The sequence below is a fragment of the Shouchella hunanensis genome, from assembly GCF_028735875.1.
Lineage (GTDB): Bacteria > Bacillota > Bacilli > Bacillales > Bacillaceae_D > Shouchella > Shouchella hunanensis.
The window spans coordinates 1,288,113-1,303,093 of sequence record NZ_CP117834.1 but is presented as its reverse complement, the minus strand read 5'-3'; the positions used below and the strand labels follow the sequence as shown (position 1 = coordinate 1,303,093).

The 14,981-nt window shown below is 40.7% G+C and carries 14 protein-coding genes; 8 read left to right on the top strand and 6 right to left on the bottom strand.

The features are described 5' to 3' along the window. Positions 1-32: 32 nt before the first annotated feature. From PQ477_RS06735 to PQ477_RS06725, 3 genes are read left to right on the top strand one after another with little or no spacing between them, the layout of a single operon-like run. Positions 33-791 (top strand): metal ABC transporter ATP-binding protein, encoded by a 759-nt coding sequence (locus tag PQ477_RS06735; protein ID WP_274273225.1) that lies wholly within the window; start codon positions 33-35, stop codon positions 789-791. Further along, positions 769-1,692: a metal ABC transporter permease gene (locus PQ477_RS06730; protein ID WP_144560283.1), complete on the top strand. Its 924-nt coding sequence runs from the start codon at positions 769-771 to the stop codon at positions 1,690-1,692. The genes PQ477_RS06735 and PQ477_RS06730 overlap by 23 nt, the downstream gene beginning before the upstream one ends. Beyond that, positions 1,692-2,582, top strand: coding sequence for a metal ABC transporter permease (locus PQ477_RS06725; RefSeq protein ID WP_035396506.1), 891 nt, complete (start codon positions 1,692-1,694; stop codon positions 2,580-2,582). Before PQ477_RS06730 ends, PQ477_RS06725 begins: the two co-directional genes overlap by 1 nt. A 16-nt stretch (positions 2,583-2,598) precedes the next feature. Here the strand turns inward: PQ477_RS06725 and PQ477_RS06720 are convergent, their stop codons facing one another. The 4 genes from PQ477_RS06720 to PQ477_RS06705 form a co-directional block, all read right to left on the bottom strand. Then, a complete protein-coding gene (locus PQ477_RS06720) occupies positions 2,599-3,144 on the bottom strand; it encodes a YpiB family protein (protein WP_035396470.1) in 546 nt (181 codons plus the stop codon). Positions 3,145-3,228: 84 nt separating this feature from the next. Then, entirely contained in the window at positions 3,229-3,573 is a 345-nt protein-coding gene (locus PQ477_RS06715) for a YflT domain-containing protein (protein WP_060704401.1), read from the bottom strand. A gap of 141 nt (positions 3,574-3,714) precedes the next feature. Beyond that, entirely contained in the window at positions 3,715-4,002 is a 288-nt protein-coding gene (locus PQ477_RS06710; RefSeq protein ID WP_060704402.1) for a DUF3817 domain-containing protein, read from the bottom strand. Between the two features lie 108 nt (positions 4,003-4,110). Then, a complete protein-coding gene (locus PQ477_RS06705) occupies positions 4,111-4,281 on the bottom strand; it encodes a hypothetical protein (RefSeq protein ID WP_158332021.1) in 171 nt (56 codons plus the stop codon). Positions 4,282-4,429: 148 nt separating this feature from the next. On the opposite strand from PQ477_RS06705, the gene PQ477_RS06700 reads away from it, so the two are divergent. The 3 genes from PQ477_RS06700 to PQ477_RS06690 all read left to right on the top strand — a co-directional run bounded on the left by PQ477_RS06700 (position 4,430) and on the right by PQ477_RS06690 (position 9,298). Beyond that, the gene (locus PQ477_RS06700) at positions 4,430-5,626 is read left to right on the top strand and encodes a class I SAM-dependent rRNA methyltransferase (protein WP_274273224.1); all 1,197 of its coding nucleotides are present in this window, start codon (positions 4,430-4,432) and stop codon (positions 5,624-5,626) included. 14 nt (positions 5,627-5,640) lie between these two features. After that, positions 5,641-7,821: a DNA topoisomerase III gene (locus tag PQ477_RS06695; RefSeq protein ID WP_274273223.1), complete on the top strand. Its 2,181-nt coding sequence runs from the start codon at positions 5,641-5,643 to the stop codon at positions 7,819-7,821. A 145-nt stretch (positions 7,822-7,966) separates the two neighbouring features. Then, positions 7,967-9,298 carry an alkaline phosphatase gene (locus tag PQ477_RS06690; protein WP_274273222.1) on the top strand — a complete coding sequence of 444 codons (1,332 nt, stop codon included), beginning with the start codon at positions 7,967-7,969 and terminating at the stop codon, positions 9,296-9,298. Positions 9,299-9,342: 44 nt separating this feature from the next. Here PQ477_RS06690 and floT read toward each other — a convergent pair whose 3' ends face one another. Both floT and PQ477_RS06680 read right to left on the bottom strand, forming a co-directional pair. Beyond that, on the bottom strand, positions 9,343-10,797 hold the full coding sequence (gene floT, locus PQ477_RS06685) for a flotillin lipid rafts scaffold protein FloT (protein ID WP_038484289.1): 1,455 nt from the start codon (positions 10,795-10,797) through the stop codon (positions 9,343-9,345). A gap of 19 nt (positions 10,798-10,816) precedes the next feature. Next, positions 10,817-11,335 (bottom strand): NfeD family membrane protein, encoded by a 519-nt coding sequence (locus tag PQ477_RS06680; RefSeq protein WP_134260045.1) that lies wholly within the window; start codon positions 11,333-11,335, stop codon positions 10,817-10,819. A gap of 476 nt (positions 11,336-11,811) precedes the next feature. Between PQ477_RS06680 and PQ477_RS06675 the strand changes: the two genes are divergently transcribed. Both PQ477_RS06675 and PQ477_RS06670 read left to right on the top strand, forming a co-directional pair. Then, positions 11,812-12,912, top strand: coding sequence for a response regulator aspartate phosphatase (locus PQ477_RS06675; RefSeq protein WP_274273221.1), 1,101 nt, complete (start codon positions 11,812-11,814; stop codon positions 12,910-12,912). A 720-nt stretch (positions 12,913-13,632) separates the two neighbouring features. Continuing rightward, the gene (locus PQ477_RS06670) at positions 13,633-14,952 is read left to right on the top strand and encodes a 2-hydroxycarboxylate transporter family protein (RefSeq protein WP_051667688.1); all 1,320 of its coding nucleotides are present in this window, start codon (positions 13,633-13,635) and stop codon (positions 14,950-14,952) included. The last annotated feature ends 29 nt before the right edge of the window (positions 14,953-14,981 follow it).

Here is a 14,981-nt window from a genome sequence, read left to right as displayed (position 1 = left end):
ATGTGTTGGGCAGAACAAGGAGATGAATGATCATGAGCGTACTGCATGTCGAAAACATCAGTGCAGCCTATCGCAGAAATACAGTTTTAAAAAATGTCAGCTTTACTGTAGAAAAGGGTTCATTAACAGGTATTGTTGGACCAAACGGTGCAGGTAAGTCAACGTTAATCAAAACATTGCTTAACTTGCATCCCCCTTTAAATGGGCAGGTACATTTTTTTAATTCAACCTTGAAAAGGCAAAAATCTCGCGTAGGCTATGTACCACAAAGAGGATCGGTCGATTGGGATTTTCCAACAAATGCGCTAGATGTTGTTTTAATGGGACTTTACCGCCGCATCGGCTGGCTTAAGTGGCCGAAAAAGAAACATAAAGAAAAAGCAATGGATGCTTTAAGAAAAGTCGGTATGGAAGGCTATGCGAAAAGACAGATTAGCCAACTTTCCGGTGGGCAACAACAGCGTGTTTTTCTAGCACGTGCACTAGTGCAGGATGCAGACCTTTATTTTATGGATGAGCCGTTTGCCGGAGTAGATGCTGCAACAGAGAGAGCGATCATGACGATTTTAAAGCAATTACGTGCAGATGGAAAAACCGTTCTTGTTGTGCACCATGATTTGCAGACGGTTAAGGATTATTTCGACCATGTACTATTTCTAAACAAAACCATTATTGCGCATGGTAAAACGGAAGAAATCTTTACTGCCAGTAACATTACGAAAGCGTACGGGGGAGCAGTGCACATCATAAAAGAGGAGGCACTTGTCGATGGCGATTCTAGCGTCGATTAACTTCCAGTGGGTGCTCCTAAGTGCGACGTTCTTAGGAATAGCAGCTGGAATGTTTGGTACCCTTGCATATTGGAAACGACAGAGCCTTATGAGTGACGCACTCTCCCACGCCGCTCTCCCTGGTGTTGTGGTTGCGTTTATGGTCATTAATGAGAAAAATTTCTTTATCCTTATTATAGGAGCTGCTCTTAGTGCACTATTAGGTGCGTGGTTTATTCATGTGATCCGTTCTTCGTCTAGGATTAAAGAAGATACAGCAATGGGAATTATTCTTTCTGTCTTTTTTGGTGCGGGAATTGTACTGCTCACTCTTGTTAATCGATCTGGTAGTGGAAGCCAAAGTGGGTTAGACACGTTTATCTTTGGTCAAGCGGCAAGCATGGTTCGGTTAGATGTGTATACAATGGTGGTACTTGCGATTGCCATCATTATCCTCATTACACTTGCGTATAAAGAATGGAAACTGTTTTTATTTGACCCTGAATTTGCAAGAGGCATTGGCTTATCCTCTAAAGGGATGGATATTGCCTATATGATCGGCCTTGTGACGACAATTGTTATCGGTATTCAAGCTGTAGGTGTCATCTTAATGGCGGCCTTGTTAATTATTCCTGCTGTGAGTGCAAGATACTGGACACAATCTTTCAAAGTTATGTTGCTCTTGTCAGGGATATTCGGCGGATTGTCTGGCGCCATTGGCACATTCTTAAGTGCACAAGGTGCAGGTTGGCCAACTGGGCCGTTTATCGTTTTATCTGCGTCTATCTTTTTCGTTTTTTCTTTGTTTTTTGGGAAAGAAAAAGGGTTTATTGCAGAGAAAATGGAGTTTCGTGCTCAGCAACGGCAAGCACTTAGTGAGAATGAAGCGCCTGGTGTACTGAAAGAAGGTGGCCATAAATGATTTCATACGAAGGCTGGATTCTCATAACGGGTGCGTTAGTTGGTATGACCTGTGGAATTGTAGGTGCTTATTTAATTTTGCGGCGGATGGCGATGATGGCTGATGCGATCAGCCATACGGTTTTATTAGGAATCGTGCTTGCATTTCTCGTCACTCAACGATTAGATGGCATTCATATGCTAATTGGTGCTGCGCTTGCAGGCTTATTAACAACATTCCTCGTCCAATGGTTTCATTCAAAAGGTGTGCAGCATGATGCTTCCATCGGGGTCGTCTTCACTTCACTTTTCGCGATTGGTGTTATTTTAATCTCTACTTCAGTCGGAAATGTTCATTTAGATGTCCAGCATACCTTAATGGGTGAAATTGCGTTTATTCCTTTTAATACAACCAATCTTTTTGGTTTAGAAATACCAGTGGCTACATTCATGTTGGTTGTTGTCTTTGTCATTGTACTTGGATTTATTTTGCTTCTATATAAAGAATGGAAGCTACTAGCCTTTGATGCAGGACTCGCTTTAAGCCTTGGATTGCCAGTGTTATTTCTCCATTATTTGTTTATGGGGCTAGTCTCCATTACTACGGTTGCCTCATTCGACGCTGTTGGAGCCATTATGGTCGTAGCGATGTTAGTAACGCCAGCCGCTTCAGCTTATTTATGGACGGAACGACTATCAGTTATGATCGTGCTAAGTGCATTATTTGGTGCCCTTTCAGCAATTAGTGGCTATTATGTAGCATATTGGATCGATAGTTCGATTTCGGGGTCAATGGCAATGATGACTGGTGTTGTATTTCTGCTTAGTTTCCTTTTCTCGCCTACACATGGATTGGTGGCGAAATGGATTCGACCAAATAAGAAGAAAAACGATGAAAAAGCTCATGCGTAACGTGAGCTTTTTCTTTTTATTGGGCTTGCTTTTCTTGGAGCTGACGCAACTCTTTAGAAAGCCTGGCGAATTCATCATGATTACGATCATCAAGGGCTTTGTCAATAGCTGATCGCAAACGAGATCGTTCATTTTCCGCATCGATATACTGAAGAAACGCGTTTGTTTCTTGCTCGTCTTTTTGATTTTGTTTGTATTGACGGTAGGATTTATGAACGGGTGTCTCAACAAGCTGGCGATACGTGTGATGAATGTCACGTCCATAAAAATGAACAATAAGGTGAATGGGGCTTGAGGGATGAGTCGTGATGTCGTCAAGTGCTTTTGCAACATCCTCGGTCTTTTTGCCTTGGTTCACGTATTGGAATCCAATTTCATCCGACTGGGTACTCGCAACAATGAGTGTTCGTCTCTTTGGATCAATTGTTTCCGTAAACCGTAGTTTGGCTAACAAATGTGGTGACGACTGAATGTGAACAAGAAGCGCTCGTGCGCCACGATGTTTTAAATAATGATGATGGACAAACCATTGCAAAAATTGCTTCTTTATGAGATCACTCATGTAGCGCAGCCCTCCTCTCCTTTCTCTATTAAAACACGAAAACAGCCGCATCTCTAGTGAAGAGGGCGGCTGTTAATCAGATCATTAAAATGTAAAGCTTTCATTTTGGTTTGTAACAGCGACTATGATTTTTCCTTGGTCTAGTTCTTCTTCGAGCTGTTCTGCTTCAGGCTCGGAGAATCCTATTTCCTCAAACTTCGAACGAAGCTCGTCCCCTTTACTGCGGAACGTGTTCTTTATGGATGTACCAAGACCTGTTTCGGATGCTGTAATCGTATTAGCGTCTGCATTATCAGCCACACGATCTGTACGATCATCATCGTGGGTGATAACGTAAATGTCGTCTTCCATGATGTTCTTTTGCTTTAATGCCTTCACTACATTCACGACTTCTTCATCGTTATAAAATTCTCTGTATACAGGTTTCATTGATATCGCCTCCTGTGTACTTAAGTACCCTCGACAATTTTGAATGAAACATCCAATAAATAGGTCATAAGAATCAAAAAAGTCTCAATGCAAAATAGAATTAGTAGCTGTCCCATTCCTATAAAAAAAGCCCCAAGCCTATTAAACAGCTGGAGGGCGTTCGTTTTGGTTAATGATGCGTTTCTCCAAAATAAATGGTCCGAATGGTACGATTGATGCAAGTGTAGCAAAAATCGATGTTTTTAAATTCCACTGTTTACTAAAGAAGAAATTTGCAACGAAAAGCATGTACATAATAAAGAGTACACCATGCGCCATGCCAATCACGCTGACAAACTCTGGAATGTTCCAGATATACTTGAGCGGCATCGCAAGGAAAAGCAATAATAGTAAAGAAATCCCCTCAATATAGCTAACCCATTTAAACATTCTTATCCCACCTTCCTTCTCTAGTATAGCAATCTTTCTGGACAATATGTGGGGGAGGAGAACATTTTCAGATCATTAAAAGCAAAAGTCAAAGGTTCTTCACATTTGTTATGGTGATAGTGGTTCGGGTACCCAATGACAGGAATAGGAGCGATCTTTATTTAATTGCTCTGCGTACAGTTCAGCTTCAAATAAATCGTTGAAAATGACCACTTCATCGCGATTTACGTCTTTAAGGGTTTTCGTTATTCCGTTTATTGTGCAGATCAGTTTATACATGTCATCACTCCTAAGGAGCTTTTTTTTTATTATGCGCTTTTTATAAATAAATAGATAGGGATTTCATCTGCTCGCTCCTTAAATACTCGTACCTAGCTCATTTCACTGTTGAAAAAACGATATGCTATACTACTGTTGAGGTGAAAGCATGCACAATCGTACGGAAAGCAAACAAGTAGTAAATGAGAAAGTCTCCAAACAACTAAAGAACGGCTATCCTCTTCTTGAAAAAGACTGGTTTTCAACAGAAGACTTGCAAGAAGGGACACTTTTAACCATAGAGGATCAATCAAATCGTTTTATTGCCAAGGCGTATGTTGGTAAGCAAAATGTAGGAAACGGTTGGGTTCTATCAACGGATGAACAAGAGCCAATTGATCTTGCTTTTTTTAAGGGAAAGCTGACAAAGGCTATTGAAAAACGTCAGGCTTATTTTCGGTCAGAAGATACGACAGCTTTTCGTTTATTTAATAGTGAAGGTGATGGAATAGGTGGATTACAAATCGATTATTATGCTGGTTACATTGTCATTACTTGGTATAGTGAGGGTATTTATACGTTTCGAGAATGGGTGTTAGACAGTGTTAGGAAGCTAATGTCTTATGAAGGCATATATGAAAAGAAGCGATTCGCAGAAGATGGTTCTTATACAGGTGAAGACGATTACGTGGAAGGAAAACGAGGCGAGTTTCCGCTTCTTATTAAAGAGAATGGAATCACATATGCTACTTACTTGAATGATGGTCCAATGACTGGAATCTTTTTAGATCAACGTCTCGTGCGTAAACGAATTATGGATCATTATGCTGTTGGAAAACGTGTATTAAATCTTTTTTCCTACACTGGTGCGTTTTCAGTTGCAGCGGCAATGGGAGGCGCAAGTGAAACAACAAGTGTTGATCTAGCCAACCGCAGTAGGGAAAAAACAGAAGAACAATTTGCGGTGAATGGACTCGATCCAACAGAACAGCGTATCGTTGTAATGGATGCGTTTCGCTACTTTTCTTATGCGAAAAAGAAAGAGCTAGAATATGACTTAATCGTGTTAGACCCACCAAGCTTTGCACGGTCTAAAAAGATAACGTTCCGTGCAGCAAAAGACTATTCGAAGCTTTTAGAAGAAGCCATTCCGTTAGTAAGTAAAGACGGTGTGATTATCGCTTCTACCAATGCTGCAACTGTTTCAACGAAGCAATTTAAGCGTTTTGTAGAAGAGGCGTTTGAAGCGACGGGTGTTCACTATGAGGTGGTAGAAGAGCACCGGGTACCAGCAGACTTTGCAACAACCCGTGCCTACCCAAAAGGAAGCTATTTAAAGGTCTTAATGATACAAGTACGTAAATAAAAAAGGGTGATTAGATGAAGAAAAAAGCAATTTTAGCAGAAAAGCCGTCTGTTGGTCGCGACATTGCCCGCGTTCTAGGCGCAAACCAAAAAGGAAACGGATTTTTTGAAGGCAAAGACGTTATTGTGACGTGGGGACTAGGGCATCTTGTCACGCATGCTGATCCTGAGCATTACGGAGAACAGTATAAAACGTGGCGGTTAGAGGAGCTACCAATGCTACCAAAGCGCCTTGATCTCGTTGTCATTAAACAAACCTCTAAGCAATTTCATACCGTGAAAAAAGTACTGAATCGTCAAGATGTTGGGGAAGTGATTATCGCAACGGATGCAGGAAGAGAAGGAGAGCTTGTAGCTCGTTGGATTCTTGCAAAAGCCCATGTAAAAAAGCCAATCAAGCGATTATGGATTTCATCTGTTACAGATAAAGCGATAAAAGACGGCTTTAAGAAGCTAAAAGATGGTCGCGAGTATGAAAACTTATTTGCCGCAGCGGAAGCCCGAGCAGAAGCCGACTGGTATGTAGGTATTAACGGTACCCGTGCGCTCACAACAAAGCATAATGCCCAGCTCTCTTGTGGTCGTGTGCAGACGCCAACCCTGGCGATTCTGGCGGCACGAGAAAAAGCCATTCAATCCTTTAAGCCGGTGCCTTATCACACGCTGCAAGTAAGTGTGGACGCTGGCGCAACGTTTCGCTGGTATAATCGAAAATCTGGTGATGAGCGGATTTTCGATGAAGAAGCAGCGAAAGCCTTGAAAGAGAGGATAAAAGGAAAAGCCATCGCTATTACAAGCGTGAAAGCGAAGAAAAAATTTACCCCTGCACCTCAGCTCTACGATTTAACAGAGTTGCAGCGTGAAGCGAATAAACGTTACGGTTACTCAGCAAAAGAAACCCTCGGTGCTTTGCAGAAGCTGTACGAACAGCATAAAGCGGTCACGTACCCAAGAACCGATTCGCGCTTTCTTTCTTCTGATCTTGTTGATACATTCAAAGACCGTTTAAAAGCCATTGATGTGCAGCCATTCCGCAAAACAGTGCTTGAAGCATCAAAGCTAGGTGTACATCATGCGAAAAAACAAATGGTTAACGATGCGAAAGTATCGGATCACCACGCGTTAATTCCAACCGAACAAGCACCACCAATAAGCGCTATGAATGATAAAGAAACGAAGCTTTATTACTTGATTGTGCGACGCTTTTTAGCAAACTTTTTCCCGGCAAGTGAATCAGAGCAAACGGTTGTAGAAGCAGAGATTGCAAGCGAAGCACTCCGTACAAAAGGAGAGCGAATGATTTCTCTTGGCTGGCGTCAAAATGAAGATGAGGATCAAGCAAAAGAAAGCAAGCTCCCTAAATTAACAGAAGGGGAGAAGCTGTCGGTCAATCATACAGAACTAAAGCGAGGCGAAACAACGCCACCTGCCCGTTTTAATGAAGCAACCTTGTTGACAGCAATGGAAAAGCCAGCTCAATTTATGGAAGAAAAGGATGCAACGATCTCTAAAACACTTGCGGAAGCAGGTGGAATTGGTACGGTAGCAACTCGAGCAGATATCATTGAGAAGCTCTTTTCTAGCTTCTTAATTGAGAAAAAAGGCAAAGACCTTTTTGTGACGTCAAAAGGGAAGCAGCTGCTTGATCTTGTACCAGAAGAGCTCAAGTCGCCAGCACTAACCGCTGAATGGGAGCAACGTCTAGAGAAAATTGTGCAAGGGAAAGAGCAGAAGAGTGCGTTTATTGCCGACATGAAGAAATATGCTCATTCTGTTGTTGGACAAGTAAAAGCCGACACAACCAAGTTCCGTCATGACAACAAAACTGGAGAGAAGTGTCCAGAGTGTGGTAAATTCTTGCTTGAAGTGAACGGGAAAAAAGGCAAAATGCGTGTCTGCCAAGATCGTGAATGCGGCTACCGCAAAAATATTGCGATGACAACAAATGCACGCTGTCCGAAATGTAAAAAGAAACTGGAACTACGAGGGCAAGGAGATGCTCAAGTTTTCGCTTGTGTGTGTGGCCATCGAGAAAAGAAAGCTCAATTTGAGGAACGCCGTAAACAAAGTAAAAACAAAAATGTTTCGAAGCGTGAAGTAAATAATTATATGAAGAAACAAAACAAGCAAGACGATTTTGCAAACTCTGCACTAGCAGACCAATTAGCGAAATTGGGCTTAAATAAAGAGAAGTAGGTCGCAGTCCACCGTTTCACATCGGTGGGCTTTTTTTGTCGTTTACATTTCGTTTATAAACCTTCATCGAAGCACAATGTTCGCTTTACAATTTTCCTATAAGGTTAAGGTGTAGGAAAAAAATTGAACAAGGGGCGGATGACGAATGAAAAAACAGTTCATTACATACGGTTTAGTTGGCGCAGTGACAATCGGATTAATCGCTACAACAACAGGTGTTTCTGCTAGTGACGATGGAAGTATACCAAGTAACGGACCCGCTAAAAATGTCATTTTCTTAATACCCGATGGTTTCTCCCAAAGTTATGCAAGCAGCTACAGGTTCTATAAAGAAGATGCTCTTCCGATATGGGATGAAAAAGACATGCTTGCTGCTATGGTAAAAACGGGGTCTAATAATGCGGCCATTACAGATTCTGCTGCAGCAGGAACAGCTTTAGCAACAGGTCATAAAACAGATAATGGTGTGATCGGGTTAGGGCCAGATGGCGAGTCATTCCCGACCATCCTCGATAGAGCAAAGGAAAATGGAAAACGTACAGGTCTAGTAGCAACATCAACGATTACCCATGCCACGCCCGCTGCCTTCGCAGCAAAAGTAGAATCTCGAGGAAGCTACACAGAGATTGCGAAACAAATGATGGAAAACGAAAACGTTGATTTACTATTCGGTGGGGGGAGAACCGAATTTTTACCGGAGAGCGAAGGTGGTATTCGTGACGATGATCGAAACTTAATCACATATGCAGAGGAAAGTGGCTATACATACTTAGAAACCCGAAGACAGCTTAGGCAATGGGAGGGCGAAGGTGATAAAGTACTCGGATTATTTGCAGAGGAAGCATTAGAGCCGTCTCTTAACCAACGAACGGACGAGCCAAGCCTAGCGGAGATGACGCACACAGCCATTGATTTCTTATCAAAAGAGGAGGAGGGGTTCTTCTTAATGGTGGAAGGCAGCCAAATTGACTGGGCTGGTCACGACAACGATCCTCTCTATGCGATGACGGATACAGAAGCCTTTGAAGAAGCCGTAAAGATAGCGGTAGACTATGCAGACACCCATGAAGATACGTTAGTTGTCATGGTAGGCGATCACGATACAGGTGGAATGGCTGTTCATGCCTCTGAAGAAGCACACCCAACGATGTTAAACCAAGTCCATGCATTAGGTATGGATATTGCTGAAGCAGTTACCCATGATTACGCTAATCTAGAGGACGTTCTTAAAGAGAAAACATCGTTTGAATGGACGGAAGAAGAAATGGATGACTTAAAAGAAGCGGAATCGTTAAAGCTTGCCATTAACGGGGCAATCAGCGAGAAGACAGGCTTTGGTTGGTCTTCCTACGATCACACTGGTATTGATGTACCACTTTTCGCTTATGGGGCAGGAGCAGAGTCGTTCAACGGCACAATGGACAACACCGATGTTCCGAAAAAAATGCTTGAAGCGCTTGGTCTATCTGGACTTTAAGTGAAAGAAACCGCCTTTCTGTTAAGAAGAGGCGGTTTTCAACATTATTTTTTCGATATATTTTCAACAAGCTCTTTAATATCAATGCCGCTAGATGCCTTTAATGATTCTTGCAAGCCAGCCATGAGATCTGTTGCGTAACCAGTGACACGATTCGCACCACCATTTTCACCAGATCCAGTATCCACAACGGTAATTTTATCAATATTTGATAATGGAGAAGAAACTTCTCTTGCGTACTCAGGTAGCATGTCGATAATCATGCTAAGCTTGGCTGCTTCGCCGTATTTCTCGAATGCTTCGGCAATCTTTTCTTTTGCCTCTGCTTCGGCAAGACCTTTCAGACGAATAACATCCGCTTCTGATTCCCCGCGGGCACGAACCGCTTCGGCTTCGGCAAGACCATCAACACGAACTTTCTCTGCTTCCGCTTTTGCCATCGCTTCCACACGGTATTTATCTGCATCGGCTTCTGCGAAGTGTCTGCTTTTCTCTGCTTCCGCTGATTGTTCAACAGAGTAACGATCCGCATCGGCTTTCTTTTTCACTTCTGCATCATATTGACGCTCACGACGCGCAATTTCTTTTTCTTCTAATTCAATTTGCTTTTGACGCTCGATAATTTGAATTTGCATTTGTTGTTCAGTTACTTCTTGTTTCGAGCGTGCTTCTTGTAAGTGGTACGCTTGGTCAGCTTGGGCTTTCGCTTGTTCTTGCTCACTACGATAAGCCGCTACTTTTAACTGATTATTCTTTTCTGATTCAGCAATTTCTGTAGCCCGCTCAATTTCAGAACGTTTCGCTTGCGTGTTCGCATCCGCTTGGCGAATACGCGTTTCTTTTTCTGCTTCCGCTGTGGCAATATCTGCGTCACGTTTTACTTGCGCAATTCTTGGCTTACCAAGAGATTCTAAGTATCCATTCGTATCTCGTAAATCTTTAATGGTAAAGGAAACAATGACAAGACCCATTTTTGCTAAATCTTGTGAAGCCACTTTTTGTACCTCTTGAGAAAAGCGCTCACGGTTTTTGTAAATCTCTTCTACTGTCATAGAACCGAGAATCGAACGAAGATGACCTTCTAGCACTTCTTTCGCTTCTTGTTCCCGATCTTCTCTTGATTTTCCTAAAAATTGCTCTGCTGCTGTTGCGATTTCACCAATGGAACCACCGATTTTAATAATGGCTGTACCATCGGCAATAACCGGAACGCCTTGCTCTGTGTACACTTCAGGTGTTTGTACATCCAATTTACTTGATAGCAATGACAATGGCTTTGCTTGTTGAAAAACCGGCATAACAAACGTACCGCCACCACGAACGATTTTGATACGGTTACCTGCATCGTCCATGTTTACATTTTTACCACCTAAATAACTTCCTGTTACAATAAGTGCTTCATCTGGTCCTGCCGTGCGGTATCTTGTAACAAACACCCCTACAAGTACAGCTAGAATGACAACGACAATTCCAACAATAATAATAATTTCCATACCCAAAACAATTCCCCCTTAAAAATTAAAGATCATCGAGTGCCAACATCGTGACATAGGCAATCCCATTCTCCATCTTGACAATGACAACTTCAGTACCTGATGGAATAACTTGATTATCCAGACAGGCCGCTGTTTTCGCAATGGTTCCGCTGTCGCTACGAATGACAACCTCTCCGAAACCATCTGCTGGAACCGTCAAGATCACCTCGCCTTGCTTTCCTTCCAAGTCCTCATCACTATAAGCAACAGACTCTTCTGTATGCTGCAAAGGCGTCAAAATAAACAAATTAAATAATGTCGCCAAACCTAACGCAATTGCAGCAGCAATAAGACCGGCTACAAGGCTATCAAACGGTGAAAATCGCTCCAATATGTAAGCAGAAGCACCAAAGAAAGCAAGTGTAGAAAGGATTAACGTCGGTGAGAGCCAGCCATCAAAGATGTCAAAAATGCCATCCAATATATCTGACAACAAGACATATAAAACGGTCAACCCACCACTAACTAGAAGGATTGTGAAGTAAATCGTTGTGAGCTCCATATAAATTCCTCCTTTACCTAAGTCTACTTTATATACGCCTCAAGTAGGGGATGAAGTTTCATGAAAATGAATTAAAATTTCGTAGAGAGTGAAGACAACAGCAAAAACTATAAAAAAAAAATACAAATAACGAAGGGGTAAAAGTAAAATGGAGGAGTGATAAAGGAGTTCCGGCAGTTTAGCACGGCGAGTACGAACATAAGACGATGATCATGATTGGGTATTTCCTTATTTATACAAAAATTGACTGAAAAATTCTTCACTAAATTTTGTGAGTCAATCTTCTGTCAGATACGAATGTATAGAAAAAACAGGGATTCTGTAGAAACTTGACGAATAGAAAAAGTAGAAGAGCAGATTAACATAAATAGTTACAAAAATTAACAAAATGTATATTGGGAAATATCTAACTTATCTTACATTTGTTCTATTTTACCAGTAAAATAGAACCATAATAACAAAAAGGAGGTGGTAGGATGCAAATAACGATACCATCAGAGGAAGTCGGTGCCAAAATTGTAGAATGGTATAGTTGCATTATTGCACGATCAACAGATGAAGCCATTCTATTACATGAGGAAATTAAGCAAATGCTAAAAAGGATGGAGCCTAGTGACAGCATTTTGGCTTATTATTCGCTTGTAGAGTACCGGTATACGATGATGAGAGATCAAACGACTGATGAAAAAGCTGGAGACGAGATGATCGAACGTGTGTCCCCAGCAGTAAGTGAATCACTTGACCATCTGTTAAGGTATATGTACTATTTTGTAAGCGGTCAACATGAGTTTATGCACCATCGCTATCGTTCTGCCATTCGCTTATTTCGTAAAGCCGAGCGATTGCTTGAATATGTGAAAGATGAGGCAGAAGAGGCTGAATTTCAATATTTCATGGGCATGGCACTAATGAGAATAAATCACAATGCTTACGCCTGCTCATACTTAGAAGAAGCCATTGTTACGTTTAAGCGATTAGGGTATACAGAGCGAATTATCTTTTCAACTAACATCTTAGCAGGTATTTATTCAATATCAGATATGCATGAAGAGGCAAAAGAAATTCTTGATGAGAACCTTTTATTGAGTGAAGGATTTCCCTATTCAAAGCATCTGGTTATCTTCACAATGGGAATAAATGCTTATCGTGAAAAAGATTATACTAGTGCTAAAAAATTTCTTGAGCAAAACACCTTGTCTAAAGATTTTCAAGATTATTCTGTGACGGCACAAGCTCGTTACTGTTTAGCTAGAGCTCTTTTTATGTTAGGAATTAAGGAAGAAGCGAAAAAAGAGCTTGAAAGAGCGATCCGTGAATTGAAAAAGCATAATAACGAAGAGTTTTTAATAAAATGCAGTATTTTGAAGAAATTATTTTTAGAAATAGATTATGAGGGCATTGAAAAAGATTTGAACTTATTAGAAGAACAGAATATGTTATATACATGTGAAGAGCTCTCTCTAGAGTTATCAGTTATTTTTCATGAACAGCATGATGTGGAAAGAGCGCTTAATTTAATGAAGCGTGCCTATCGTGTGAAACAAAAAACGCTAACGTTAGGAGTTGGTTTGGATTGAAGAAATGGTTGATAGCAATGACTGTAATAGGAATAATTGTTGTATCTCCAACAGCAAGCCAAGCTTTAGTTGATGGAGAAATTGATACACATACCCAACCAGTTGGTGGTTACTAAAACAAAATGATTTAAAGCTCACAATGTACCTGTACATTCCTGCAGTGCCAAACAAAAATCGTTAACGTTAGGAGTTGGATCAGATTGAAGAAATTTCTAATAGCTTTGATGATGGTTGGAGTAATTGCCGTGTCCCCGGCACCAAATCAATCAGTAGCAAATGGTGACATTGAAATATATGTACAACCTGTGGCTGGTCACTAATATTCAATTTATCAAAGACTGCACCTTGTAAAAGGCTCCAGTCTTTTTTTGATGTAAAAATAGGCGCTTAGGATACTTTCTTGTGGTTGCTTACTTGTTAGAACCCTGTTCGTGTAGTTATAGTTGTGATGAATCTGACTATCTCCAAACAAGAACCTATTAACAGGAGCAATGATCTAAAAGGCTGAGAGGTAAATATTACCATGATAGGCATGGGGAGCAGCCATTAGGGCTGCTTTTTTGGTTCTGAGCATGAATACGTAGAGTGGAATAAATCCATTTAATATCTACATTTATGCTATTTAATAGGTGAATTTGCTACTTTACAATAAGAAAAATAATATTATCCTTAGAATAAGTTATCAATAAAGAAAGCGCTATCAATCAGGAGGAATATGGAATGAGTGATTTGAAATTAAAAGAAACAGGACGGAATCGATTCTTAACGGATGAGATCTATGGTATAAGGTTGCCTTTATATTTGGCTCTATTGATTCCGGCAATTCTTTGTTTGTATTTAAATATTTTACCAATAAATATTATTACAGGATTAATGATTACCATGGGATTAGGTGGGCTGTTTCTATGGATTGGAGATTCGATTCCTAAGTTTTCAGAGTTTGGGGGAGGCACATTACTCTGCATTTTTTTACCTGCGGTGCTCATATTTGTTGGGGTCTTGCCAGAATCAATGTCAGAGATTGCTCAAAATTTTTATAGTGGATTTGGATTTCAAGATTTTATCGTAGCTGGATTAATTGTTGGGAGTATTTTAAGTATTAAAAGAGAAGTTCTAATTACAGTTGGTTTGAAGATGCTTATTCCTCTTATGACAACCATTTTATTAGGTGCATTAGTAGGTGGGTTATTAGGTCAGTTATTTGGTTTAGGTTTTAAATACACAATATTATTGATTGTCGCTCCCATTATGGCAAGTGGTTTAACGACGGGTGCCATTCCATTATCGCAAATATATGCAGACAACATGGGTGGTGTACCTTCTGATTTCTTTGATATTCTAGCACCTGCCGTCATGGTCTCCAATATTATTTGTATTTTATTAGCATCCATTCTTAATTTCCTCGGAAAAAGAAAGAAAACACCTTTTAAAGGTTTCTCAGGAAATGGTAATCCATTAAGAGTAAAAAACGATTCTTTTAAAGTGGAAGAAGGAAATCGTTTAGTTGAATCCATTAAAAATATAGGAATAGGCATAATGGTAGCTGGCGGTCTTTACATGTCAGGTGTCCTACTAAACGGGCTTTTTCCTTTCTTCCATACCTTTGTATGGTTAATTGTTTTAGCTGCCATTTTAAAACTGACGAACTTGCTACCGAATCAAATTAATAGTGGGGCCGAAGTGTGGTTTAATTTTATTAGTAGAGTATGGGTTCCTGCCGTCCTTGTAGCGATAAGTGCCAGCCTAATAGACGTAAATCGTGTACTAGATTTAATAACGAATCCAACAAATATGTTTGTAACGGTAATGGTCGTGGTGATTATTGCAACCATTGCAGGTTTTGCAGGGTGGATTATTGGTTTCTACTTCGTGGAATCGTCCATTATCTCAGGATTGGCTTTAGCAGACATGGGTGGAGTAGGAGATGTAGCAGTGTTAAAAGCAAGTGAACGAATGCAGCTCTTTCCATTTCTTCAGATTACCACGAGAATAGGTGGCGTTCTCACCATTGTCGTTATGAGTTTATTATCTGCAACGTAGTTTAGTAAACACCCCCTGTTTTGTGACAG

Coding starts and splice junctions, on each gene's coding strand:
- PQ477_RS06705 (WP_158332021.1), bottom strand. CDS start 4,281: ATGTATAAACTGATCTGCACAATAAACGGAATAACGAAAACCCTTAAA.
- PQ477_RS06695 (WP_274273223.1), top strand. CDS start 5,641: ATGAAGAAAAAAGCAATTTTAGCAGAAAAGCCGTCTGTTGGTCGCGAC.
- PQ477_RS06710 (WP_060704402.1), bottom strand. CDS start 4,002: ATGTTTAAATGGGTTAGCTATATTGAGGGGATTTCTTTACTATTATTG.
- PQ477_RS06730 (WP_144560283.1), top strand. CDS start 769: ATGGCGATTCTAGCGTCGATTAACTTCCAGTGGGTGCTCCTAAGTGCG.
- PQ477_RS06720 (WP_035396470.1), bottom strand. CDS start 3,144: ATGAGTGATCTCATAAAGAAGCAATTTTTGCAATGGTTTGTCCATCAT.
- PQ477_RS06680 (WP_134260045.1), bottom strand. CDS start 11,335: ATGGAGCTCACAACGATTTACTTCACAATCCTTCTAGTTAGTGGTGGG.
- PQ477_RS06690 (WP_274273222.1), top strand. CDS start 7,967: ATGAAAAAACAGTTCATTACATACGGTTTAGTTGGCGCAGTGACAATC.
- PQ477_RS06675 (WP_274273221.1), top strand. CDS start 11,812: ATGCAAATAACGATACCATCAGAGGAAGTCGGTGCCAAAATTGTAGAA.
- PQ477_RS06735 (WP_274273225.1), top strand. CDS start 33: ATGAGCGTACTGCATGTCGAAAACATCAGTGCAGCCTATCGCAGAAAT.
- PQ477_RS06670 (WP_051667688.1), top strand. CDS start 13,633: ATGAGTGATTTGAAATTAAAAGAAACAGGACGGAATCGATTCTTAACG.
- PQ477_RS06715 (WP_060704401.1), bottom strand. CDS start 3,573: ATGAAACCTGTATACAGAGAATTTTATAACGATGAAGAAGTCGTGAAT.
- PQ477_RS06700 (WP_274273224.1), top strand. CDS start 4,430: ATGCACAATCGTACGGAAAGCAAACAAGTAGTAAATGAGAAAGTCTCC.